Source organism: Pseudomonas mercuritolerans (assembly GCF_025706525.1).
GTDB classification, from domain to species: domain Bacteria; phylum Pseudomonadota; class Gammaproteobacteria; order Pseudomonadales; family Pseudomonadaceae; genus Aquipseudomonas; species Aquipseudomonas mercuritolerans.
Genome location: NZ_JAMSHA010000005.1, coordinates 126,112 through 146,520, shown reverse-complemented (window position 1 = coordinate 146,520; position 20,409 = coordinate 126,112). Strand labels below are relative to the sequence as shown.

Below are 20,409 nucleotides of genomic sequence, written 5' to 3'. Positions count from 1 at the left end.
CAAGATGACCGATTGAGCCGGCCCGCGATGGCATTCCAGTCGCCATCGCGGGCCTCGCGTCACCTCAATACTGGGTCAGATCCGCTAACGGATGCCGCCCCTCCCAGACTTTATGAAAGTGCGCCTCGACCACCGCATCCGGCACGTTATTGATATCCGGCCAGTGCCAGTGCGGCTTCTGATCCTTGTCGATCAAACGCGCGCGCACGCCTTCGCTGAATTCCGGATGACGGCAGCAATTGAGGCTCAGGGTGTATTCCATCTGGAATACTTCGGCCAGCGACATGTGCCGCGCGCGGCTGATCTGTTCCCAGACCAGATGCGCAGTCAGCGGCGAGCCCTCGGTCATGGTTTTCGCCGCGCGGGCAATCAACGGATCGCTGCTGTCGCGGTGCAGGCTGATGGCTTTCCACGCACAGGCAACGTCGCTGACATCGAGCAGTTCGTCGATCTGCTGACGACGCGGCAGCCACTGCGCTTCGGGCATTTGCTCAACTGCTTCCTGCTGCAGAGCCTTGAGCAGGCTGTTGAGCTGCATGGCGGTCTGTTCCTGCCAGTTCAATTGCAACAAGCCTTCGATCAATTGCGGTTGCTGTTCGTCGAGCAGGAAGCGGTCGGCCAGATCCAGATCCAGCGCATCACGGCCGTTGATGTGCGCGCCGGTCAGGCCGAGAAACAAGCCGAGCTTGCCCGGCAATCGGGCGAGAAACCAACTGGCGCCAACGTCCGGATACAGACCAATGGTGATTTCCGGCATCGCCAGACGGCTGCTCGGCGTGACGATCCGCGTGCTGGCGCCCTGCAACAGGCCCATGCCGCCACCGAGCACATAACCGTGACCCCAGCAGATCAGCGGCTTCGGATAGGTATGCAGGCTGTAATCGAGGCGATATTCCGCGCTGAAAAACTGCGCGGCCAACGGCGGGACTTCGCCGGGGTGAGCGCGGCAGGCTTCGACCAGGCTGCGCACTTCGCCACCGGCGCAGAAGGCTTTGCTGCCGATACCGCGCAGCAGCACGCAGACGATTTGCGGGTCATTGGCCCAGGCGTTCAATTTGTCGCTGAGCGCGTTGATCATCGGCAGTGAAAGCGCGTTCAACGATTTTTCGGCATCCAGGCTGGCGATGCCGATGCGGGCGCCGTCGGTGCCGGTCAGTTCTTCGAAGTGCAGATTCATCGTGACCTCGATCGGGAATTTGAGCGAACAGTATGATCGCTATGGGGGAAAGTGCCGGATCTGCGTCAGATCAATTGACAAGCGTGGTCGGCTTTCCTAGGGTTCGCCCCATTGTTTTTGCCGGAAATGACCATGACTGCTGACGACCGTATCAAACTCGAACCGAGCTGGAAGGAGGCACTGCGTGCTGAGTTCGACCAGCCTTACATGGCAGAGTTGCGCAGCTTTCTGCAGCAGGAGCGGGCGGCCGGCAAGGAGATCTATCCGCCGGGACCGATGATTTTCAATGCGCTGAACTCAACGCCGCTGGACAAGGTGAAAGTGGTGGTCCTCGGCCAGGACCCTTACCACGGCCCGGGCCAGGCCCACGGTCTGTGCTTCTCGGTGCAACCGGGCGTGCCGGCGCCGCCGTCGCTGGTCAACATCTATAAAGAGTTGAAACGCGACCTCAATATCGATATTCCCAACCACGGCTACCTGCAGAGCTGGGCCGAACAGGGCGTGCTGCTGCTCAACACCACCATGACGGTTGAGCGCGCCAACGCCAACGCGCACAAGGACAAGGGCTGGCAACACTTCACCGACCGCATTATTGAGGTGGTCAGCGAACGGCAGCCGCATCTGGTGTTCATGCTTTGGGGCGCCCATGCGCAGAGCAAGCAGAAGCTGATCGACGCGACCAAGCACCTGGTGCTGACCTCGGTGCATCCGTCGCCGTTGTCGGCATATCGCGGGTTTTTGGGCTGTGGGCATTTCAGCCGGACCAACAAGTTTCTCGAACAGAATGGCGAAACGCCGATCGACTGGCGCTTGCCACCGATTTGATGTCTCGATCGGGTTGGCCCCTTCGCGAGCAGGCTCGCTCCCACAGCAATTGTGTGCAAGCCACAAAACCCCGTGGGAGCGAGCCTGCTCGCGAAAAGGGCAACTCGGTTTTCAGTCTTACGCGGGATGACGGTTCCAATACCTGAACAACGGCTCCGCCAGAAACAGCACGAACAACAGCCGCATCACCTGCATCGCCGTCACCAGCGGCACCGACAATTGCAGGGTTTCCGCGGTCAGGCTCATTTCGGCAATCCCGCCGGGCATCATGCCCAGGGTCAGCGAACGCAGATCCAGATGGGTCAACGCACTCAAGCCCAACGCCGCCAGCGACGCGATCAACATGGTCAGCGCCGTGCCGATCAACGTCCGGCCCATGAACGACGGCGCGTGGCGGAAGAACTGCCGATTGAAGTGACAGCCCAGACCGCTGCCAATCAGCCATTGGCCGATCTGACTGCCGCCATTGGGCAAACCGATGTGCAAATCCCACGTAATGCTCACCGCCGCACTGACCAGCAACGGCCCGAACAGCCATGGATTGGGTTGGCGCAGACGCTGCCAGAACCAGGCGAGCAGGGCGCCCGCCGGAAACAGAATCGCCAGCCAGCGCCAATCGACGCTGCCGGCGTGAGAAATCGGCGTACCGTCACCGAGCAGATACTTGAACGCCGCCGGCACGCACAACACCACCACCAACACCCGCAGACTCTGCCCGGCCGCGACATGGCTGAGCAGTGCACCGTTACGGGCGCCGAGGTTGACCATCTCCCCGGAACCACCGGGCATGCTTGAGAAAAACGCCGTGGCACGATCCTCGCCGGTGCGGCGCATCAGCCATACGCCGACCACCGCCGACAGGCTCGTGACCAGCGCACCGAAGAAGATCAAACCGAAATGACTGAGCACTTGTTCCATCACCAGCGGGGTGAAGTGCAGGCCGATACCGATGCCGACGATCCACTGGCCGCACTTGCGCCCGCCAGGGATTTCCGCCAGTTGCCACGGCGTCAGGCAGCGCACCAGGATGATCGCCAGCAACGAGCCGACCATCCACGGCAGCGGCCAGCCGATCTGGCTGGCGATGAAACCGCCAAGCAGACCGACCAGCGGGGTGCCCCACCAGGCTTTCAGGGACAAGCGATCAAACATCGGCAATGACGCGCCGTGCCGCCGAACGCTTGCGCCAGATGCGGATCAGCGGCATCAGCAGCATGATCGCGGTGAGGATCCAGCAACCGAAGGTGATCGGACTCGACCAGAGAATCTCTAGCGCGCCATTGGAGATCGACAGGGCGCGACGCAGGTTCTGCTCCATCAGGCCACCGAGGATGAAGCCCAGCAGCAGCGGCGACAGCGGGAAATCCAGCTTGCGCAGGATGTAACCGAAGATGCCGATGCCGATCATCAGGAACAGATCGAAGGTGGTCGCGTGCACCGCGTAAACGCCGATCCCGGTGATGATCGCGATGATCGGCACCAGCGCCCAATTCGGCACGGCGAGGATGCGGGTGAATACGCGGATCATCGGGATGTTGAGGATCACCAGCATCACGTTGGCGATGAACAACGACGCGATCAGGCCCCAGACGATGTCCGGTTGCTGTTGGAACAGCAGTGGACCCGGGGTGATGTTGTACAGCGACAGCGCGCCGATCATCACTGCGGTGGTACCCGAACCCGGAACGCCGAGGGTCAGCATCGGAACGAGAGCGCCGCACGCCGCGCCGCCGATAGCGGTTTCCGGCGCGGCCAGACCACGGGGGTCGCCTTCACCGAATTTGCCGCTGGAGCCAGCGATGCGCTTCTCGGTCATGTAGGCCACGGCACTGGCGAGCGTTGCGCCGGCACCGGGCAGCACACCCATGATGAAACCGAGCACGCCGCAGCGGACGTTGACGACGAAAACCGACGCCGCTTCCTTGAAGTTGAACATCATCCTGCCGGTGGCTTTCACCGCTTCCTGGCCGTGGTGGGTCTTTTCCAGCAGCAGAAGGATTTCGCTGATCGAGAACAGACCCAGCACCAGCACAACGAACTGAATGCCGTCGGTCAGGTGAATGTTGTCGCCGGTGAAACGGTACACGCCACTGTTGGCGTCGATGCCGACGGTGGAAAGGAACAGACCGATCAGCGCCGCGATAAAGGTCTTCAACGGTCGATCACCGGCCATGCCGCCGAGACAGACAATTGCGAACACCATCAGCACGAAGTATTCCGCAGGTCCGAAGGCAATCGCCCATTTCGCCAGCAGCGGCGCAAACAGCACCATGCCGCAGGTGGCGATGAACGCGCCGATGAACGAACTCCACGCCGACAGCGACAGGGCGACACCGGCCATACCTTTACGGGCCATCGGGTAGCCGTCGAGGGTGGTCATTACAGTCGAGGCTTCGCCCGGAATGTTCAGCAGGATCGAGCTGATCCGGCCGCCGTATTCGCAGCCCAGATACACCGCTGCGAGCAGGATCAGCGCCGACTCCGGCGGCAGACCGAGGGCGAACGCGATCGGAATCAGCAACGCCACGCCGTTGATCGGACCGAGGCCCGGCAGCAGGCCGACGACGGTGCCGATCAGGGTGCCGCACAGGGCGGTCACCAGGTTGTACGGGCTCAGCGCGACGCCGAAGCCCTGACCCAAATAGCCAAGGGTATCCATATCAGTTCTCCAGGACGCTGAGCAGGCCGAGGGGCAGCGGAACATCCATCAAGCGATCGAACAGCAGATAGAGACCAACCGCCATCAGGCTGATGATCACCACGCTCGGCAGCCAGCGGCCGCCATAGAGACGGGCCATCGGTACGCCGGTAATGATGCTGGCCACGATGAAGCCAAGGGGTTCGAAGGTGCCGGCAAATACCAGCAGCAGCACCACGCATACACCGATCTTGGTCAGGGTTTCGCGATCCAGCGGCGGCTCGTCTTCACTGTGTTTGATCGGCGCCGGGCGAAACACCATGTACAGCAGCGCCAGGCCCATTAGGCCGAGCATCAGCAGCGGAAAGGCGCGCGGGCCGACCGGTTCGTAGGAAAAAGCCGCTTGGTACGGCCACGCCATCAGTGCCAGGCCGGCACACACCAGCAGCAACACCGAGGCGAAAATGCGTTGAATAAGCATGGGAGCTCCTGTGCTGCGTCCCCGCGTAGGAGACGCAGCCACTAGACAGAGACGATCACTGGATCAGGCCGAACTCTTTGGCCAGCACTTTGTAGTCGGCGACCTGCTTCTTCACGTAGGTGTCCAGTTCCGGGCCGGTCATGGCGAACGGGAACAGTTCACGCTGATCGCGCAGCTTGGCGAACTCCTCGGAGGCCAGCAGTTTGTCGAACGCGTCTTTCCACCAGGCGTAGTCTTCGTCGCTGACCTTCGGCCCGAGGTAGAAGCCGCGCACCACCGGCCAGACGATGTCGTAGCCTTGTTCGCGAGCGGTCGGGATGTCTTTCATTTCCGGCTCGTCGAGACGTTTGTCGGCGAATACCGCGAGCAGGCGCATGTCGCCGCTCTGGATGTGCGGCATGGAGTCGGAGATGTCGGTACTGCCGACCTGGATGTGGCCGCCGAGCAGGGCCGTGGCGATTTCACCGCCGCCTTCAAGGGCGACGTAGCGCAGTTCACGCGGGTTGATTCCGGCAGCCTTGGCGATCAGTGCGGTCTGCATCCAGTCCTGGCTGCCGACGGTGCCGCCGGAGCCGATAACCACCGAGCCTGGATCTTTCTTCAACGCCTGAACGAGATCGTCGAGGGTCTTGTAGGGCGAATCGCTTTTCACTGCGATGGCGCCGTAGCTGGTGCCGACGGCCGCGAGCCAGCGCACGTTGGTTTCATCGAAGCGGCCGAACTTGCCTTGGGCCAGGTTCAACAGCGAACCGCTCGACCACGCCACCAGCGTGCCGGCATCCGCCGGACGTTGCGCCACTACTGCGTTGTACGCCACCGCGCCTACACCGCCGGGCATGTAGGTCACGCGCATTGGTTTGCTCAGCAGCTTCTGGTTGACCAGTGCGCTCTGCACCAGTTTGCAGGTCAGGTCGAAACCACCGCCGGGGGAGGCGGGGGCGATGCATTCCGGACGTTTCGGCTCGGCCATGAGTTGGCCGGCAAACAGCATCGCGCCAGCGGCGAGAGCGACTTTACGCAGTGATACGTTCATTTGAGTCTCCAGAGGAGTTGTTGTTATGGATGGACCGAATGACCAAAGGGCAACGCCAAAGCTTAGCGGCAGGCGCAGTTTTCTCGCGGCGCGCGCGCAAGGACTGAAACAACGGAGGGGATATAGGACTGCGGCGAGAAACCGACAGTGCAATGGTGGAATCGGGCAAGGCGAGCAGGCATTACAGCCTTGGTGCGCATGGAGGGCATGCTGGGGTACTCCGTTATTGTTCTTATGAGTCGAAAACGCTTCATGGCGTTTTTCGTTGCGCTGTGTGGCAGCAGCGGCGACAGTCGAAACTGTCCGTGGGCCGACTCTAACCGGCTAACCTTTCAACAACCTTTCAGTTGTCTTTCACGGTTTTCGGGCTTCACAGCGGCGGTTGCGGCTGTAAACTCCGCGGCAAAGCGCGGCGTCGGCCAACCCTGAACGAGGTACAAATCCATGCGTGTCCTGCTTGTCGAAGACCATCTGCAACTGGCCGAAAGCGTCGCTCAGGCGCTCAAGAGCACCGGTCTGACCGTGGATGTGCTGCACGATGGCGTGGCCGCCGACCTGGCGTTGGGCAGTGAGGAATACGCCGTAGCGATCCTCGACGTAGGCCTGCCGCGCATGGACGGTTTCGAGGTGCTGGCGCGGCTGCGTGCACGGGGCAAGAACCTGCCGGTGTTGATGCTGACCGCGCGCAGTGACGTCAAGGATCGCGTGCATGGCCTCAATCTCGGTGCTGACGACTACCTGGCCAAGCCGTTCGAATTGACGGAACTGGAAGCGCGGGTCAAAGCCTTGCTGCGCCGCAGTGTCCTTGGCGGCGAGCGTCAGCAGCGCTGTGGCGTGCTGGCTTACGACCTCGATACGCGGCGCTTCACCCTCGGCGACGAACTGCTGACCCTCACCTCCCGCGAGCAAGCCGTCCTGGAAGCGTTGATCGCCCGGCCGGGGCGAGTGATGAGCAAGGAGCAACTGGCCGCGCAGGTGTTCGGCCTCGACGAAGAAGCCAGCCCCGACGCCATCGAAATCTACGTGCACCGCTTGCGCAAGAAGCTCGATGGCCAGCCCGTGGCCATCGTGACCTTCCGTGGCCTCGGCTATCTGCTGGAAAGCCGCGATGCATAAGCCCAGCAGCCTGCGCTGGCGGTTGCTGTGGAACCTTGGATGGTTGCTGGTGGTGCTGATGCTCGCCAGTGGCTTGAGCGCTTACTGGAACGGTCGCGAGGCCGCCGACACCGCGTATGACCGCACGCTGCTGGCCTCGGCACGGACCATCGCTGCCGGGTTATCGCAACGCGACGGCAGCCTCAGCGCCGACGTGCCTTACGTGGCGCTTGATACCTTCGCCTACGACAGCGCCGGGCGCATCTATTACCAGGTCAACGACATTCACCAGAAGCTGATTTCCGGCTACGAAAATCTTCCCGGGCCACCGCCCGGCACGCCGCGTACCGACAGCTATCCGGCGCTCGCGCGCTTCTACAACGCGAAGTACAACGGCCAGAACGTGCGTGTGGTCAGCCTGCTCAAAGCGGTAAGCGAGCCGAACATGAACGGCATGGCGGAAATCCGCGTGGCTGAAACCGACGAAGCGCGGGTCAGCATGGCGCGCAGTCTGGCGGCTGACACCCTGTTGCGCTTGGGCATGCTGGCCGTGGGTGCATTGCTGCTGGTGTGGTTCGCGGTGAGTGCGGCGTTGCGCCCGCTGGAGCGGTTAAGAACCGCTGTTGAGGAACGCCAGCCCGACGATTTGCGGCCGCTGCCGCTGGTGGAAGTGCAGCATGAATTGGGACCCTTGGTCCGCGCGCTCAATCATTTCACCGAGCGCCTGCGCGGCCAGTTCGAGCGGCAGGCGCAGTTCATCGCCGATGCCGCTCACGAGTTGCGTACGCCGCTGGCCGCACTCAAGGCACGCCTGGAACTGGGCCTGCGCTCGAACGAGCCGGAGACCTGGCGCACCACCCTTGAATCGTCCGCGCAAAGCACCGATCGCCTGACCCATCTGGCCAATCAGCTGCTATCGCTGGCCCGGGTCGAAAACGGTGCGCGGGCGATTGCCGAGGGCGGCGCGCAGTTGCTCGATCTGAGTCAATTGGCTCGTGAACTGGGCATGGCCATGGCGCCGTTGGCGCACAAGCGCGGCGTGGCGCTGGCGCTTGAAGCGGATGAACCGGTGTGGCTGCGCGGTGAGCCGACGCTGCTCAATGAGCTGCTGAGCAATCTGGTCGACAACGCGCTGGCGCATACGCCATCGGGCGGCAATGTGATTCTGCGGGTCACGGCCCCGGCGGTGCTTGAGGTTGAGGACGACGGGCCGGGCATCCCGCTGCACGAGCGTGATCGAGTGTTCGAACGGTTTTATCGGCGCAATCAGCAGGTTGCCGGTTCAGGTCTGGGCTTGGCGATTGTCGGCGAGATCTGTCGCGCGCATCTGGCGCAGATCACCTTGCATGATGGCGAGCAGGCAGGGTTGAAGGTGCGGGTCAGCTTTATTGCCGGGTAATACTTTTGTGGCAAGGGTTTTTTGTGGCGAGGGGATTTATCCCCGCTCGGCTGCGCAGCAGTCGCAGTTCAGCGATCACAATCTGTCTGGAAAAAACCGGGTCGCAGAGTTCAGCGTCGCTTCGCAACCCAACGGGGATAAATCCCCTCACCACAGGTCAGTAGAACATCGACCGCGATTCTTCCAGATCCGCGCAAAACTGTTTGTTCTCCGGGTCAATCCCCAGCTTCCTGAACGCCGGCACGCTAAACGGGTCAATCCGCGCAAACGGATGATCGGTGTCCTTGCGGCAATACAAATTGGCTACTTGCACGACATCGACGTAATCGATGCGCGTCGAGTCGCGGCTGAAGTCTTGATAGAGCAATGGCAAATGCACCAGGCGCTCGGGAAACTCCCAGACCCGCAGCAATTTCTCGCCGAGCAATGGGTGAATCTGCTCGATCACATGGGTCAGGCTGACCGCATCGGAGAGCAGTTCATTGTGGTCTTCGGCGTAAGTCAGAATCGGCAGCACGCCAATCTGATGCACCAGCCCGCCGAGTGCCGCCTGATCGGGTTTGAGCTGAGTGTGACGACGACACAGCGCATAGCTGACGCCAGCGATTTCCAGACTGCTGCGCCAGACTTCGCGCATCTTCTGTTCGACCACCTCGGAGCGGGCGTTGAAGATCTGCTCCATCACCAGACCGATCGCCAGGTTGCTGCTGTAGTTGATGCCCAAACGGGTAATGGCGGTGTGCAGGTCGGTGACTTCCTGCGCGGCGCGCAGCAGCGGACTGTTGACCACTTTGATCAGGCGCGCCGACAGCGCGGTGTCGCGGCCGATGACTTTGCTCAGATCGCTGACGCTGATTTCCGGATCCTCGGCGGCCTTGCGAATCTGCAGGGCCACTTCCGGCAACGTTGGCAGAACCAGGTCATCGTTATCGATGGCCGCAACCAAATCCTGTTGGACCTTTTCCGCCAGTTCGCTCATTTGGACTCTCTAGGGTGTTGCAACAATGCTGCGATCAACGCTGGATTTCGCGGTCGCGATCCAGTTCGTAAGGCAGGTCGAGCACGTGCAACGCGGGGCCTTCGAGGGCGCCCAGACGCAAATCACCGGCTTCGGCAGCTTCGGCCTGCAACACGGCCAGGAGTTCAATGTTTCCCTCGGCATTGGCCGCCAGCACCACTTCGCCGATCGAGCTGTTATGGCTGGGCGCGAACAACTGAGTGCCGGGCTCCGGCAACTCTGCTGCTTCGAGGCGCAAGCGGTACAGCCGACGCTTGAGCTTGCCCAGGTACTGCATGCGCGCAACGATTTCCTGGCCGGTGTAGCAGCCTTTCTTGAAGCTCACCCCGCCGACCGCCTGCAGATTGAGCATCTGCGGGATGAACAGTTCGCGAGTGGAAGGCATGACCTGACCGATACCGGCGCGGATCTGGCCCAGCAGCCATTGATTCAGTTCGGCCTCAGGTAGCGCGGTCGACAGTTGGCTTTGAATGTTTGGCGCCTGAGCGGCAGGCACCCAGAGTTCGGCGCGCTCGGGCGAAACGCGAATTGCGATCAGGCCTTCATGGCGCACAACGCTGTCGGTTTCGGCGGGCAGTGCCAGACCGAGGCTGGTCAGGGCTGCATCGCCATGCGCCAGACCGAAGCGCACCCAGGCGGCGCTTTCATCGGTCAGTTTCGATTTGGAGAACACCGCGTACTTTTTCAGGTCGGCCAGTTGCGGCTCGAGCAGCTCGCTGGCCATCGCCATCACCACGCCGTCACCTTCAAGCAGGATGCGGAAGCTCGACTGCATCCGGCCTTTCTGCGTGCAGCGGGCGCCAAGGCTGGCGCGGGTGTCGCTCAGGTAATTGATATTGCAGGTCAACTGGCCTTGCAGGAATTTTCCGGCGTCCGCACCGCGAACCGCGAGTACGCCTTCATGAGACAGGGTGCAGAAAAAAGCAGAATCGGCCATGGGTCATCGCAGGGTAAATAGACTGGGGCACATCATAAGGGGGCAGGGTTGAAATGGGTAGTTGATAAAGGATCAGGGGTCCCCGACCAAAGCCGACTGTGCGGCCCGCGCCGGGGCTGTATACTGCCCGGCAAATTCGGGAGGGCTCCATGGTCGAACAAGTTGAACTGAATCGCCTCTTTTGGCACAGCCGTCGCGGCATGCTTGAGCTTGACGTGCTGCTGGTGCCGTTCGTGCAGGAGGTTTACGCGACGTTGAATCAAGTGGATCGCGATCTGTACGTGCGTTTGCTGACCTGTGAGGATCAGGACATGTTCGGCTGGTTCATGGAGCGCAGCGAGTCGGAAGACCCCGAGCTGCAACGCATGGTCCGGATGATTCTGGATCGTGTCCAGCCCAAGTAATACGTTCGAATGCCGCTGGCATGCCTCACGGCAGTTGCTGGCGGCGTATCTGCAGGCCCAGGCGTTCGCCATGGGCTCGTTGTTTCTGCTGTCGATTCCACTCTGGGCCAGTCTGCTCGGCGCTTGCGCCTGTGCGCTGCATGGTTTTTGGGTGCTGCCACGGCAGATTTTGCTGAGTCATCCGCAAGCATTTTGCGGCTTGCGCCGCGATGGCGATGGCTGGCAGGTGTGGAATCAGGCTGATGGCTGGCAAGCGGTGCAACTGCGCCCGGACAGTCTGGCGCTGCCATTGATTGTGGTGCTGCGCTTTCGTCTGCGCGGAGAGTGGCGGGTCAGATCGATCTGCGTGCCACGTGACTCGCAGGCGGCGGATCTGCACCGACGCCTGCGAGTGCGGCTCAAGTTCAGCCGGCGTAGGTGGGCGGCACCAGAATAGTGTCGAGCGCTTCGGGCAGCATATCCGGATAGTCGAGGGTGTAATGCAGTCCGCGACTTTCCTTGCGTTCCATGGCTGAGCTGATCATCAATTCGGCAACCTGTGCCAGGTTGCGCAACTCGATCAGGTCGCGGCTGACTTTATAGTTGCTGTAAAACTCATCGATCTCATCCAGCAGCAGACGCACCCGGTGCTGCGCCCGTTGCAGACGCTTGTTGGTGCGCACGATGCCGACGTAGTCCCACATGAATCGGCGCAACTCGTCCCAGTTGTGCGCGATGATCACGTCTTCATCCGAGTCGGTGACCTGGCTGGCGTCCCAGACGGGCAGGGCGCTTGGCGCCGCAACGTCATCGAGTTGCGCAAGAATGTCCGCCGCTGCCGAACGGGCATAAACGAAGCATTCGAGAAGCGAGTTGCTGGCCATGCGGTTGGCGCCGTGCAGACCGGTGAAACTGGTTTCGCCGATGGCGTAGAGGCCGGGTACATCGGTGCGACCGTGCTGATCGACCATCACCCCGCCACAGGTGTAGTGCGCGGCGGGGACCACCGGGATCGGTTGTTTGGTGATGTCGATGCCGAAGCCCAGGCAGCGCTCATAAACAGTCGGGAAGTGGCTTTTGACGAACGATTCAGGCTTGTGGCTGATGTCCAGATAAACGCAGTCGACACCCAGACGCTTCATTTCATGGTCGATGGCCCGCGCGACGATGTCACGAGGCGCCAGCTCCGCTCGTTTGTCGAAGCGATACATGAAGCGCTCGCCGTTGGGCAGCTTCAAATGCGCGCCTTCGCCGCGCAGCGCTTCAGTAATCAGGAAACTCTTGGCTTGCGGGTGATACAGGCAGGTCGGGTGGAACTGGTTGAATTCCAGATTCGCCACGCGGCAACCGGAACGCCAGGCCATGGCGATGCCGTCACCGCAGGCGCCGTCGGGGTTGCTGGTATAAAGGTAGACCTTGGCCGCGCCGCCCGAAGCCAGAATCACGAAACGTGCGCCGTAGGTGTCCACTTCGCCCGTGGCGCGGTTCAGCACGTAAGCGCCCAGGCAACGATCGCCTTCCATGCCCAAGCGGCGTTCGGTGATCAGATCGACGGCGACGCGTTGTTCCAGCAATTCGATGTTTTCACGCTCTTTGGCCTGGGCCAGCAAGGTCTTGAAGATCGCCGCGCCGGTGGCGTCGGCAGCATGGATGATGCGTCGATGGCTGTGGCCACCTTCGCGGGTCAGGTGAAATTCGAAACCACCGTCTTCAGTGCCGGACTGTTCGTCGCGGGTGAACGGTACGCCTTGGTCGATCAGCCATTGAATGGCCTCGCGGCTGTGCTCGACGGTGAAGCGTACGGCGTCTTCATGGCACAAGCCGCCGCCCGCATTGAGGGTGTCGTCGACATGGGATTCGACAGTGTCGGTATCGTCGAGCACGGCGGCAACGCCGCCCTGGGCCCAGAAGGTCGAACCGTTGGCGAGATCGCCTTTGCTCAATACGGCAATGCGCAGGTGACCGGGCAAGGTCAAAGCGAGAGTCAAACCGGCAGCACCGCTGCCAATCACCAGAACATCGTGTTGGAACTGTTGGCTCATTTCAGGATTCCGCTCAAAGCGACCCGGGTCGGGGTTGGCGCAAGACAGCTGGATCGGCGAGTCAAGACAGCCACACAGCCCACTAGTATATAGAGGGGTTGGGCGGCACAATAGCCGGGCCCAGATGGCATTGTGAGACTACTGCGCATTAAAAAGCGCTGTGCTTCGTCGGAAGTTTTTTCCGGCGGTTTCGGGAATAGACACCTGTATCGGCGCTGAAACAGTCTTTTCCGAGCAGGGTTGCGCAATGTCAGGTGGGTACGGCTATAAATAATTGGAACTTTTGCCAAAGGCCCAAGATCAATAGACGGTGCCAGAAACCAGGGACAGTGTCGGCTTCAGTGCGGAATCTGCGTTTGGATTCCTGCCGGCGAAACCGATAACAAGATTATTCGCGCAGCCGGTTCAACCCGCGCTGCGTTTTTCGTGCGTGCCAAATCAGAGCCCGCAGGAAACTTGCTTGGAGGGGGAGAACTTTTGCGAAAAGCCCGAGTCTATGTTTGCAAGTCTGGTCGTTTAGTAATGCAAGTCTCCTCCGGGCTTATCGAGGAGTGTTCATGCTAACCCAGGAAGAGGATCAGCAGCTGGTCGAACGCGTACAGCGTGGCGACAAGCGAGCTTTCGATCTGCTGGTGCTGAAATATCAGCACAAAATTCTCGGGTTGATCGTGCGTTTTGTGCACGACACCCATGAAGCCCAGGACGTTGCTCAGGAAGCCTTTATCAAGGCGTATCGGGCACTTGGAAATTTCCGCGGTGACAGTGCGTTTTATACGTGGCTGTACCGTATTGCCATTAACACGGCAAAGAACTACCTGGTTTCCCGCGGCCGTCGGCCGCCGGATAGCGATGTAAGTTCAGAGGATGCAGAGTTCTACGATGGCGATCACGGCCTCAAGGATCTCGAATCACCGGAACGTGCATTGCTGCGGGATGAGATCGAAGGCACTGTCCATCGGACCATCCAGCAACTGCCAGAGGATTTGCGTACGGCTTTAACTTTACGTGAATTCGATGGTCTGAGTTACGAGGACATTGCGAGCGTCATGCAGTGTCCGGTGGGGACCGTGCGCTCCCGGATTTTCCGCGCTCGGGAGGCCATCGATAAAGCCCTGCAACCGTTGTTGCAGGAAAACTGAGACAGCGGCGACAGCCAAGAGAGGAACGCCATGAGTCGTGAAGCCCTGCAGGAATCGCTGTCCGCAGTGATGGATAACGAAGCGGACGAACTGGAATTGCGTCGAGTGCTCAGCGCACTGGATGATGTAGATACCCGTGAGACCTGGGCTCGTTACCAGATCGCTCGGGCAGCCATGCACAAGGATCTGCTGCTTCCGCGTCTGGATATCGCTGCGGCAGTGTCCGCTGCGCTGGAAGACGAAACGGCTCCGGCCAAAGTATCCCGCAGCCCATGGCGCAACTTGGGTCGCCTCGCTGTTGCCGCTTCGGTGACCGTGGCCGTTCTGGCCGGTGTTCGCCTGTACAATCAGGACGAAATCGCCGGTGTTGAACTGGCCCAGCAGTCGAATCAGCCTACTCTGGCCACTCCACAGGTCAAGGGTCCGGCAGTTCTGGCTGGTTACAGCGAAAGCTCGGAAGTGACTGGCCCTATGGCTAACGGCGTTCTGCAAGGTCAGCCAGGCTGGCATGACCAGCGTCTGCCAGGCTACCTGCGTCAGCACGCTCAGCAGGCTGCACTCAAAGGAACTGAAAGCGCGCTGCCATACGCACGTGCCGCAAGCCTGGAAAACCGTTAAGGAGGATCATGCGCGCCATCCCTCTACTTTCGCTTCTGCTCAGTGGCTGGTTCGTTGTTCCAGCCCACGCTGACGAGGCCCAGGACTGGTTGACCCGTCTGGGCCAGGCCGAGCAGCAGCAAAGCTTCCACGGCACTTTCGTTTACGAGCGCAACGGCAGTTTTTCCACGCACAACATCTGGCATCGCGTCCAGAATGGCCAGGTCCGCGAGCGGTTATTGCAGCTCGACGGCTCGGCTCAGGAAGTCGTGCGCATTGATGGACGTACTCAATGCGTCAGCGGCACCCTGATTGCGGGATTGGGTGACTCACCCAACGCTGCCGCCCGTGCGCTGGATCCCAAAAAGCTGAAGAATTGGTATGACCTTGCCGTCATTGGCAAGTCGCGCGTGGCTGGCCGTGAGGCAGTGATCGTCTCGTTGACCCCTCGTGATCAGCACCGTTACGGTTTCGAGTTGCATTTGGACAAGAGAACCGGGCTGCCGCTCAAGTCGTTGCTGTTGAATGACAAAGGGCAGTTGCTCGAGCGTTTCCAGTTCACCAGCCTCGACACGGATGAAATCCCGTCGGACAAGGACTTGTTGGCGGACCCTGATTGCAAGCCGATCAACATTGCAAGCGACAAGGCTTCTGCAGCTAAAACCGTGCAAAACTGGCGTTCGGACTGGCTCCCGCCAGGCTTTGAGCTGACCAGCAGCAGTTCGCACAAGGATGCGCAGACCAAGACCCAAGTCAGCAGCCTGATGTATGACGATGGTCTGGCGCGTTTCTCGGTGTTCCTTGAACCGTTGAATGGCGCAACCGTCACTGACACCCGCACTCAGTTGGGCCCGACCGTCGCGGTATCCCGTCGCCTGACCACGCCGCAGGGTGAAATGATGGTCACGGTGGTCGGTGAAATTCCGATTGGCACCGCCGAACGAATCGCTCTATCGATGCGTAACAACGATGGCGCTGCGACCAGCAAGCAGTGAGCTGATTTCAGTCATTTCCACTTCGTCGTCGAGACGTCGAAATGTTTGCTGAGCATTTTCATTTGCAAAACCCCTGAAAATTTTTTATAGGTCAGAGCCTCACGGCTCTGGCCTTGTTTGTTGTTCCCGGAACAAAAATGCCGGTCTGTGGTTTCCGGTGTTCCTTTGCTCCATATCGCTTAACCCTGCTCGTCGTAACGGGAGCTGTATGTCGATACCAAGTTTGAAGTCTTACCTTTCCATCTTCGCCACCGTGCTGTTGCTCGGTCAGGCGGTCCCTGCTGCGCAAGCGGCCGATCTGCCTGATTTCACCCAGTTGGTCGAACAAGCGTCGCCCGCGGTGGTGAACATCAGTACCACGCAGAAACTGCCGGACCGTCGCGTCAACCAGCAGATGCCGGATCTGGAAGGCCTGCCACCGATGCTGCGCGAATTCTTCGAGCGCGGCATGCCGCCTCAGCAGCGCTCGCCACGTGGCGATGGCCGCCAGCGTGAAGCGCAATCGCTGGGTTCGGGGTTCATCATTTCGCCGGATGGCTACATCCTCACCAACAACCACGTGATCGCCGATGCTGACGAAATCCTCGTCCGTCTGGCTGATCGCAGTGAGATGAAAGCCAAACTGGTCGGCACCGACCCACGTTCTGACGTGGCGTTGCTGAAAATCGAAGGCAAGGATCTGCCAGTGCTCAAGCTCGGCAAATCCCAGGACTTGAAGGCCGGCCAGTGGGTCGTCGCAATCGGTTCGCCATTCGGCTTTGACCACACCGTGACCCAAGGCATCGTCAGCGCCGTCGGTCGCAGCCTGCCGAACGAAAACTATGTGCCGTTCATTCAGACCGACGTGCCGATCAACCCGGGCAACTCCGGTGGCCCGCTGTTCAACCTGAACGGTGAAGTGGTCGGCATCAACTCGCAGATCTACACCCGCTCCGGTGGCTTCATGGGCGTGTCGTTCGCCATTCCGATCGACGTGGCGATGGACGTTTCCAATCAGCTCAAGAGCGGTGGCAAGGTCAGCCGTGGCTGGCTGGGCGTGGTCATTCAGGAAGTGAACAAGGATCTGGCCGAGTCGTTCGGTCTGGACAAGCCAGCTGGCGCGCTGGTAGCGCAGATCCAGGATGACGGCCCTGCGGCCAAGGGCGGCCTGCAGGTTGGCGACGTGATCCTGAGCATGAACGGTCAGCCGATCGTCATGTCTGCCGATCTGCCGCATCTGGTCGGCGCGCTGAAGGCTGGCGCCAAAGCCAATCTGGAAGTGATTCGTGAAGGCAAGCGCAAGAACGTCGAGCTGACCGTCGGCGCAATCCCGGACGAGGACAAAGAGCTGGACGCGCTGCCGAAATCCGGCGCTGAAAGCAGCAGCAACCGCCTCGGTGTTGCGGTTGGTGAATTGACCGCCGAGCAGAAGAAAACCTACGACCTCAAAGGCGGTGTGGTGATCAAGGAAGTGCAGGACGGTCCTGCGGCCCTGATCGGTCTGCAACCGGGTGACGTGATCACCCACCTGAACAACCAGGCCATCGGCTCGGCCAAGGAGTTCACCGACATCGCCAAGGCGTTGCCGAAGAACCGTTCGGTGTCGATGCGCGTGCTGCGTCAGGGCCGTGCCAGCTTCATCACCTTCAAACTGGTGGAATAAGCCAGCAGGCAGGTAAAACGAAACCGCCTCGAAAGAGGCGGTTTTTTTGTGTCTGCAGTTTTTGTCTTAGTCGGGAAAGACTCAGCCCATCATGTCCTTGACCATACGCTCCTGCTCCATCAGTTCGCGCTGGCGGGCATCGATGCGCGAGGACAGCGGGAAGTTGTTGCCCGCCTTGCGCTTGGCGAAGTCCAACTGCTGAATGGCCTGGCGGTAATCGCCGACCAGTGCAAAATACTCGGCGCGCGCCTGATGCAGGCCGATGATGTTGCCCGACAAACCGCGGGTTTCAGCAACCTGATACCAGACGTCCGGATCATCCGGGCGCGACTTGAGCAGGCTGTCGAGTGCCTTCTCGGCATCGGCGGCGCGATTCTGTTTCAGCAGCAGATCGACGCGCACCTGATTCAGCGGATAGTTGCCCGGGAACTGCGCAAGCATGCGGTCGACCCGTGACTGCGCATCGGGCAGGCGATTGTTGGTGATGTCCAGATCGACCTGAGCGAGGTTGTAGATGATCTCGTTGGGTGACTTGGCCAGCAGTTGCTTGAGGTTCTCCCGCGCTTCATTGAGCTGGCCGCCCTTGATCTGGGCGATGGCGAGGCCGTAACGCGCCACGTCGTTTTTCGGATTCTCATCGAGCAGGGCGCGGAAACGCTTGGCGCCCAGCCCCGGGGTTTCCTCGTAGATCAACTGTACCCGCGCGCGGATCAACTGGTAGCGCATGCTGTCTTCGATGCCGCCCGGTTTCGCCTGCTCGGCGCGGTTGCGGGTGTCGGCGATACGCGATTCAGTGACCGGGTGAGTCAGGAGGAATTCCGGCGGCTTGGCATCGAAGCGGTATTGGCGCATCAGACGCTCGAACATGGTCGGCATCGAGCGCGGGTCGTACCCGGCCTTTTCCAGATTGAGGATGCCGATACGGTCGGCCTCCTGTTCGTTCTGCCGTGAGAAGCGCCGTTGTTCCTGCAACGCCGCAGCCTGGGTGCCGGCGATGGTGGCGATACCGGCATCACCGCCGCCTGCCGCCGCGATGACGATACCCGCCAGCAACGCGGCCATCATCGGCACCTGCATTCTTTGTGAGGCTTCGACGCCGCGAGCGAAGTGGCGTTGCGACAAGTGCGCCAATTCGTGAGCGAGCACCGAGGCGTATTCACCTTCGGTCTGGGCGTTGAGGAACAGGCCGCCGTTGACCCCGACCACGCCGCCCGGCGCTGCGAAGGCGTTGAGTTGCGGGCTGTTGATCAGGATGAATTCCAGACGTCGGTCGGAGACCTGACTGGTCTCCACCAGCTTGTAGACGCTGGATTCGACGTAATCCTTGAGTTGCGGATCGTTGAGCTGGGAAACCTGGCTGCGCAGCATGGCCAGCCAGGCGCGGCCGAGCTGGTATTCCTGTTGCGGTGAGACGATGGCAGAACTGGCGTCGCCGAGTGACGGCAGATCGTCGGCAAAGCCTGGTGAGGCGAGCAGGCAAGCGAGCGTCAGCAGGGTAGGGCGCAGAAAAGTCATGCACAAAGCCTTGGAGGACAAAGACCTTACTGTAGCCGGACACCGAAGCCGCGACCAGATATTCTAGGCAGCTCGACAACCCGAACCGGAGTGACGCAATGACTGACGCTGTAGCCCATGACGTAGAATTGGACGCCAGTGGCCTGAACTGTCCGTTGCCGTTGCTCAAGGCAAAAATGGAACTCAACAAACTGCAAAGTGGCGCTGTGCTCAAGGTGATCGCTACCGATGCCGGCTCGCAACGCGACTTCCGTACCTTTGCCAAACTCGCCGGTCATGCGCTGTTGCGCGAAGAAGACGAGGCTGGCGTCTACCGTTACTGGTTGAAAAAAGCCTGAAGCGCCGCGCTAAAAATCGAAGGGATTATTGATGTTCAAAGTGTTACGCGACTGGATTCAGCGCTACTTCTCCGATGAAGAAGCCGTGGTGCTGGCAGTGCTGCTGTTTCTGGCCTTCACCGCCGTGCTCACCCTCGGCGGCATGCTTGCGCCGGTGTTGGCCGGGATGGTGCTGGCGTATCTGATGCAGGGCCTGGTGGTGACGCTCGAGCGGCTGCGCGTGCCGGGCGGGGTGGCGGTGGGGCTGGTGTTTGCGCTGTTCATGGGCGCGCTGATGCTGTTCATCGTGGTGGTGCTGCCATTGCTGTGGCATCAGTTGATCACGCTGTTCAACGAGTTGCCGGGCATGCTCGCCAAGTGGCAATCGCTGCTGCTTCTATTGCCCGAGCGCTATCCGCATCTGGTGTCTGACGAGCAAGTCTTGCAGGCGATCGAAGCGGCGCGGGGCGAGATTGGCAAGTTCGGTCAGTGGGCACTGACTTTCTCGTTGTCGAGTCTGCCGCTGCTGGTGAACATCATGATCTACCTGGTGCTGGTGCCGATTCTGGTGTTCTTCTTCCTCAAGGATCGGGCGATGATCGGCGAGTGGGTGCGCGGCTATCTGCCCCGCGAGCGCGCGCTGATCACCCGCGTCGCCCAGGAAATGAACCGGCAGATCGCCAATTACATACGTGGCAAAGGCATCGAGATCGTGATTTGCGGCGGCGTGACCTACATCGCCTTCATCGCGCTGGGCCTGAATTACGCGGCGCTGCTGGCGTTGCTGGTCGGCTTGTCGGTGGTGGTGCCGTATGTCGGTGCGGTGGTGGTGACCGTACCGGTGCTGCTGATTGCGCTGTTCCAGTGGGGCTGGAGCGATCAGTTCATCTACCTGATGGCGGTCTACGGGATCATTCAGACGCTGGACGGCAACGTGCTGGTGCCGTTGCTGTTTTCGGAAGCAGTGAATCTACATCCGGTGGCAATCATCTGCGCGGTGCTGTTGTTTGGCGGGTTGTGGGGATTCTGGGGCGTGTTCTTTGCGATCCCGCTGGCGACGCTGTTCAAGGCTGTGCTCGATGCGTGGCCGCGCAAGGAGCCGGTGGTGGCGCCGTTGCTTTAGCGGTTGATCCGGATTTTACAGAGAGGCTATTCGCGAGCAGGCTCGCTCCCGCG

Annotated in this window: 20 protein-coding genes; 11 read left to right on the top strand and 9 right to left on the bottom strand. The window is 60.7% G+C overall.

Annotated elements, in window-relative coordinates:
- Window positions 1-64: 64 nt before the first annotated feature.
- A complete protein-coding gene (locus tag ND528_RS15520) occupies window positions 65-1,177 on the bottom strand; it encodes an enoyl-CoA hydratase/isomerase family protein (RefSeq protein ID WP_212615501.1) in 1,113 nt (370 codons plus the stop codon).
- Between the two features lie 132 nt (window positions 1,178-1,309).
- Here ND528_RS15520 and ung point away from each other — a divergent pair, with 132 nt between their 5' ends.
- Window positions 1,310-2,002 carry a uracil-DNA glycosylase gene (gene ung / locus ND528_RS15515; RefSeq protein ID WP_212615502.1) on the top strand — a complete coding sequence of 231 codons (693 nt, stop codon included), beginning with the start codon at window positions 1,310-1,312 and terminating at the stop codon, window positions 2,000-2,002.
- 117 nt (window positions 2,003-2,119) lie between these two features.
- Here ung and ND528_RS15510 read toward each other — a convergent pair whose 3' ends face one another.
- Genes ND528_RS15510 through ND528_RS15495 form a run of 4 tightly spaced genes read right to left on the bottom strand, consistent with a single transcriptional unit; the run spans window position 2,120 to window position 6,154 of the window.
- A complete protein-coding gene (locus ND528_RS15510) occupies window positions 2,120-3,154 on the bottom strand; it encodes an AbrB family transcriptional regulator (protein ID WP_263470657.1) in 1,035 nt (344 codons plus the stop codon).
- Window positions 3,147-4,661, bottom strand: a complete 1,515-nt coding sequence (locus ND528_RS15505; RefSeq protein ID WP_056783519.1) for a tripartite tricarboxylate transporter permease — start codon at window positions 4,659-4,661, stop codon at window positions 3,147-3,149. Before ND528_RS15505 ends, ND528_RS15510 begins: the two co-directional genes overlap by 8 nt.
- 1 nt (window position 4,662) lies before the next feature.
- Entirely contained in the window at window positions 4,663-5,121 is a 459-nt protein-coding gene (locus ND528_RS15500) for a tripartite tricarboxylate transporter TctB family protein (RefSeq protein WP_137215410.1), read from the bottom strand.
- A 55-nt stretch (window positions 5,122-5,176) separates the two neighbouring features.
- The gene (locus ND528_RS15495) at window positions 5,177-6,154 is read right to left on the bottom strand and encodes a Bug family tripartite tricarboxylate transporter substrate binding protein (RefSeq protein WP_137215411.1); all 978 of its coding nucleotides are present in this window, start codon (window positions 6,152-6,154) and stop codon (window positions 5,177-5,179) included.
- Between the two features lie 444 nt (window positions 6,155-6,598).
- Here ND528_RS15495 and ND528_RS15490 point away from each other — a divergent pair, with 444 nt between their 5' ends.
- Together ND528_RS15490 and ND528_RS15485 are read left to right on the top strand one after the other, a co-directional pair.
- A complete protein-coding gene (locus ND528_RS15490) occupies window positions 6,599-7,270 on the top strand; it encodes a response regulator (RefSeq protein ID WP_024011992.1) in 672 nt (223 codons plus the stop codon).
- Complete coding sequence (locus ND528_RS15485) at window positions 7,263-8,648, top strand: sensor histidine kinase (protein WP_024011993.1); 1,386 nt, start codon at window positions 7,263-7,265, stop codon at window positions 8,646-8,648. The genes ND528_RS15490 and ND528_RS15485 overlap by 8 nt, the downstream gene beginning before the upstream one ends.
- A 157-nt stretch (window positions 8,649-8,805) precedes the next feature.
- Here ND528_RS15485 and ND528_RS15480 read toward each other — a convergent pair whose 3' ends face one another.
- Window positions 8,806-9,627 (bottom strand): HDOD domain-containing protein, encoded by an 822-nt coding sequence (locus ND528_RS15480; protein ID WP_016770675.1) that lies wholly within the window; start codon window positions 9,625-9,627, stop codon window positions 8,806-8,808.
- A 34-nt stretch (window positions 9,628-9,661) separates the two neighbouring features.
- On the bottom strand, window positions 9,662-10,603 hold the full coding sequence (ygfZ, locus tag ND528_RS15475; RefSeq protein WP_263470656.1) for a CAF17-like 4Fe-4S cluster assembly/insertion protein YgfZ: 942 nt from the start codon (window positions 10,601-10,603) through the stop codon (window positions 9,662-9,664).
- Between the two features lie 149 nt (window positions 10,604-10,752).
- Here ygfZ and ND528_RS15470 point away from each other — a divergent pair, with 149 nt between their 5' ends.
- Both ND528_RS15470 and ND528_RS15465 read left to right on the top strand, forming a co-directional pair.
- Window positions 10,753-11,007 carry an FAD assembly factor SdhE gene (locus ND528_RS15470; RefSeq protein ID WP_007911418.1) on the top strand — a complete coding sequence of 85 codons (255 nt, stop codon included), beginning with the start codon at window positions 10,753-10,755 and terminating at the stop codon, window positions 11,005-11,007.
- Window positions 10,991-11,443 carry a protein YgfX gene (locus ND528_RS15465; RefSeq protein WP_263470655.1) on the top strand — a complete coding sequence of 151 codons (453 nt, stop codon included), beginning with the start codon at window positions 10,991-10,993 and terminating at the stop codon, window positions 11,441-11,443. Before ND528_RS15470 ends, ND528_RS15465 begins: the two co-directional genes overlap by 17 nt.
- Here ND528_RS15465 and nadB read toward each other — a convergent pair.
- Window positions 11,412-13,028, bottom strand: coding sequence for an L-aspartate oxidase (gene nadB / locus ND528_RS15460; protein WP_110601813.1), 1,617 nt, complete (start codon window positions 13,026-13,028; stop codon window positions 11,412-11,414). The genes ND528_RS15465 and nadB overlap by 32 nt on opposite strands.
- Before the next feature lie 557 nt (window positions 13,029-13,585).
- Between nadB and rpoE the strand changes: the two genes are divergently transcribed.
- The 4 genes from rpoE (at window position 13,586) to ND528_RS15440 (ending at window position 17,401) form a co-directional block, all read left to right on the top strand.
- On the top strand, window positions 13,586-14,167 hold the full coding sequence (gene rpoE / locus ND528_RS15455; RefSeq protein ID WP_003172477.1) for an RNA polymerase sigma factor RpoE: 582 nt from the start codon (window positions 13,586-13,588) through the stop codon (window positions 14,165-14,167).
- Between the two features lie 30 nt (window positions 14,168-14,197).
- Window positions 14,198-14,785: a sigma-E factor negative regulatory protein gene (locus ND528_RS15450; RefSeq protein ID WP_263470654.1), complete on the top strand. Its 588-nt coding sequence runs from the start codon at window positions 14,198-14,200 to the stop codon at window positions 14,783-14,785.
- Between the two features lie 8 nt (window positions 14,786-14,793).
- Entirely contained in the window at window positions 14,794-15,759 is a 966-nt protein-coding gene (locus tag ND528_RS15445) for a MucB/RseB C-terminal domain-containing protein (protein WP_130910889.1), read from the top strand.
- Window positions 15,760-15,967: 208 nt separating this feature from the next.
- On the top strand, window positions 15,968-17,401 hold the full coding sequence (locus ND528_RS15440; RefSeq protein WP_263470653.1) for a DegQ family serine endoprotease: 1,434 nt from the start codon (window positions 15,968-15,970) through the stop codon (window positions 17,399-17,401).
- Between the two features lie 81 nt (window positions 17,402-17,482).
- Here the strand turns inward: ND528_RS15440 and ND528_RS15435 are convergent, their stop codons facing one another.
- Window positions 17,483-18,916, bottom strand: coding sequence for a M48 family metalloprotease (locus ND528_RS15435; RefSeq protein ID WP_212615507.1), 1,434 nt, complete (start codon window positions 18,914-18,916; stop codon window positions 17,483-17,485).
- 98 nt (window positions 18,917-19,014) lie between these two features.
- On the opposite strand from ND528_RS15435, the gene ND528_RS15430 reads away from it, so the two are divergent.
- Complete coding sequence (locus ND528_RS15430) at window positions 19,015-19,254, top strand: sulfurtransferase TusA family protein (RefSeq protein ID WP_016771269.1); 240 nt, start codon at window positions 19,015-19,017, stop codon at window positions 19,252-19,254.
- A 31-nt stretch (window positions 19,255-19,285) separates the two neighbouring features.
- Window positions 19,286-20,356 carry an AI-2E family transporter gene (locus ND528_RS15425; RefSeq protein WP_016771268.1) on the top strand — a complete coding sequence of 357 codons (1,071 nt, stop codon included), beginning with the start codon at window positions 19,286-19,288 and terminating at the stop codon, window positions 20,354-20,356.
- The last annotated feature ends 53 nt before the right edge of the window (window positions 20,357-20,409 follow it).

Bases quoted from the DNA above. Each gene is read 5' to 3' on its own strand.
- ND528_RS15520 (WP_212615501.1), bottom strand. From the start codon at position 1,177: ATGAATCTGCACTTCGAAGAACTGACCGGCACCGACGGCGCCCGCATC.
- ung (WP_212615502.1), top strand. From the start codon at position 1,310: ATGACTGCTGACGACCGTATCAAACTCGAACCGAGCTGGAAGGAGGCA.
- ND528_RS15510 (WP_263470657.1), bottom strand. From the start codon at position 3,154: ATGTTTGATCGCTTGTCCCTGAAAGCCTGGTGGGGCACCCCGCTGGTC.
- ND528_RS15505 (WP_056783519.1), bottom strand. From the start codon at position 4,661: ATGGATACCCTTGGCTATTTGGGTCAGGGCTTCGGCGTCGCGCTGAGC.
- ND528_RS15500 (WP_137215410.1), bottom strand. From the start codon at position 5,121: ATGCTTATTCAACGCATTTTCGCCTCGGTGTTGCTGCTGGTGTGTGCC.
- ND528_RS15495 (WP_137215411.1), bottom strand. From the start codon at position 6,154: ATGAACGTATCACTGCGTAAAGTCGCTCTCGCCGCTGGCGCGATGCTG.
- ND528_RS15490 (WP_024011992.1), top strand. From the start codon at position 6,599: ATGCGTGTCCTGCTTGTCGAAGACCATCTGCAACTGGCCGAAAGCGTC.
- ND528_RS15485 (WP_024011993.1), top strand. From the start codon at position 7,263: ATGCATAAGCCCAGCAGCCTGCGCTGGCGGTTGCTGTGGAACCTTGGA.
- ND528_RS15480 (WP_016770675.1), bottom strand. From the start codon at position 9,627: ATGAGCGAACTGGCGGAAAAGGTCCAACAGGATTTGGTTGCGGCCATC.
- ygfZ (WP_263470656.1), bottom strand. From the start codon at position 10,603: ATGGCCGATTCTGCTTTTTTCTGCACCCTGTCTCATGAAGGCGTACTC.
- ND528_RS15470 (WP_007911418.1), top strand. From the start codon at position 10,753: ATGGTCGAACAAGTTGAACTGAATCGCCTCTTTTGGCACAGCCGTCGC.
- nadB (WP_110601813.1), bottom strand. From the start codon at position 13,028: ATGAGCCAACAGTTCCAACACGATGTTCTGGTGATTGGCAGCGGTGCT.
- rpoE (WP_003172477.1), top strand. From the start codon at position 13,586: ATGCTAACCCAGGAAGAGGATCAGCAGCTGGTCGAACGCGTACAGCGT.
- ND528_RS15450 (WP_263470654.1), top strand. From the start codon at position 14,198: ATGAGTCGTGAAGCCCTGCAGGAATCGCTGTCCGCAGTGATGGATAAC.
- ND528_RS15445 (WP_130910889.1), top strand. From the start codon at position 14,794: ATGCGCGCCATCCCTCTACTTTCGCTTCTGCTCAGTGGCTGGTTCGTT.
- ND528_RS15440 (WP_263470653.1), top strand. From the start codon at position 15,968: ATGTCGATACCAAGTTTGAAGTCTTACCTTTCCATCTTCGCCACCGTG.
- ND528_RS15435 (WP_212615507.1), bottom strand. From the start codon at position 18,916: ATGACTTTTCTGCGCCCTACCCTGCTGACGCTCGCTTGCCTGCTCGCC.
- ND528_RS15430 (WP_016771269.1), top strand. From the start codon at position 19,015: ATGACTGACGCTGTAGCCCATGACGTAGAATTGGACGCCAGTGGCCTG.
- ND528_RS15425 (WP_016771268.1), top strand. From the start codon at position 19,286: ATGTTCAAAGTGTTACGCGACTGGATTCAGCGCTACTTCTCCGATGAA.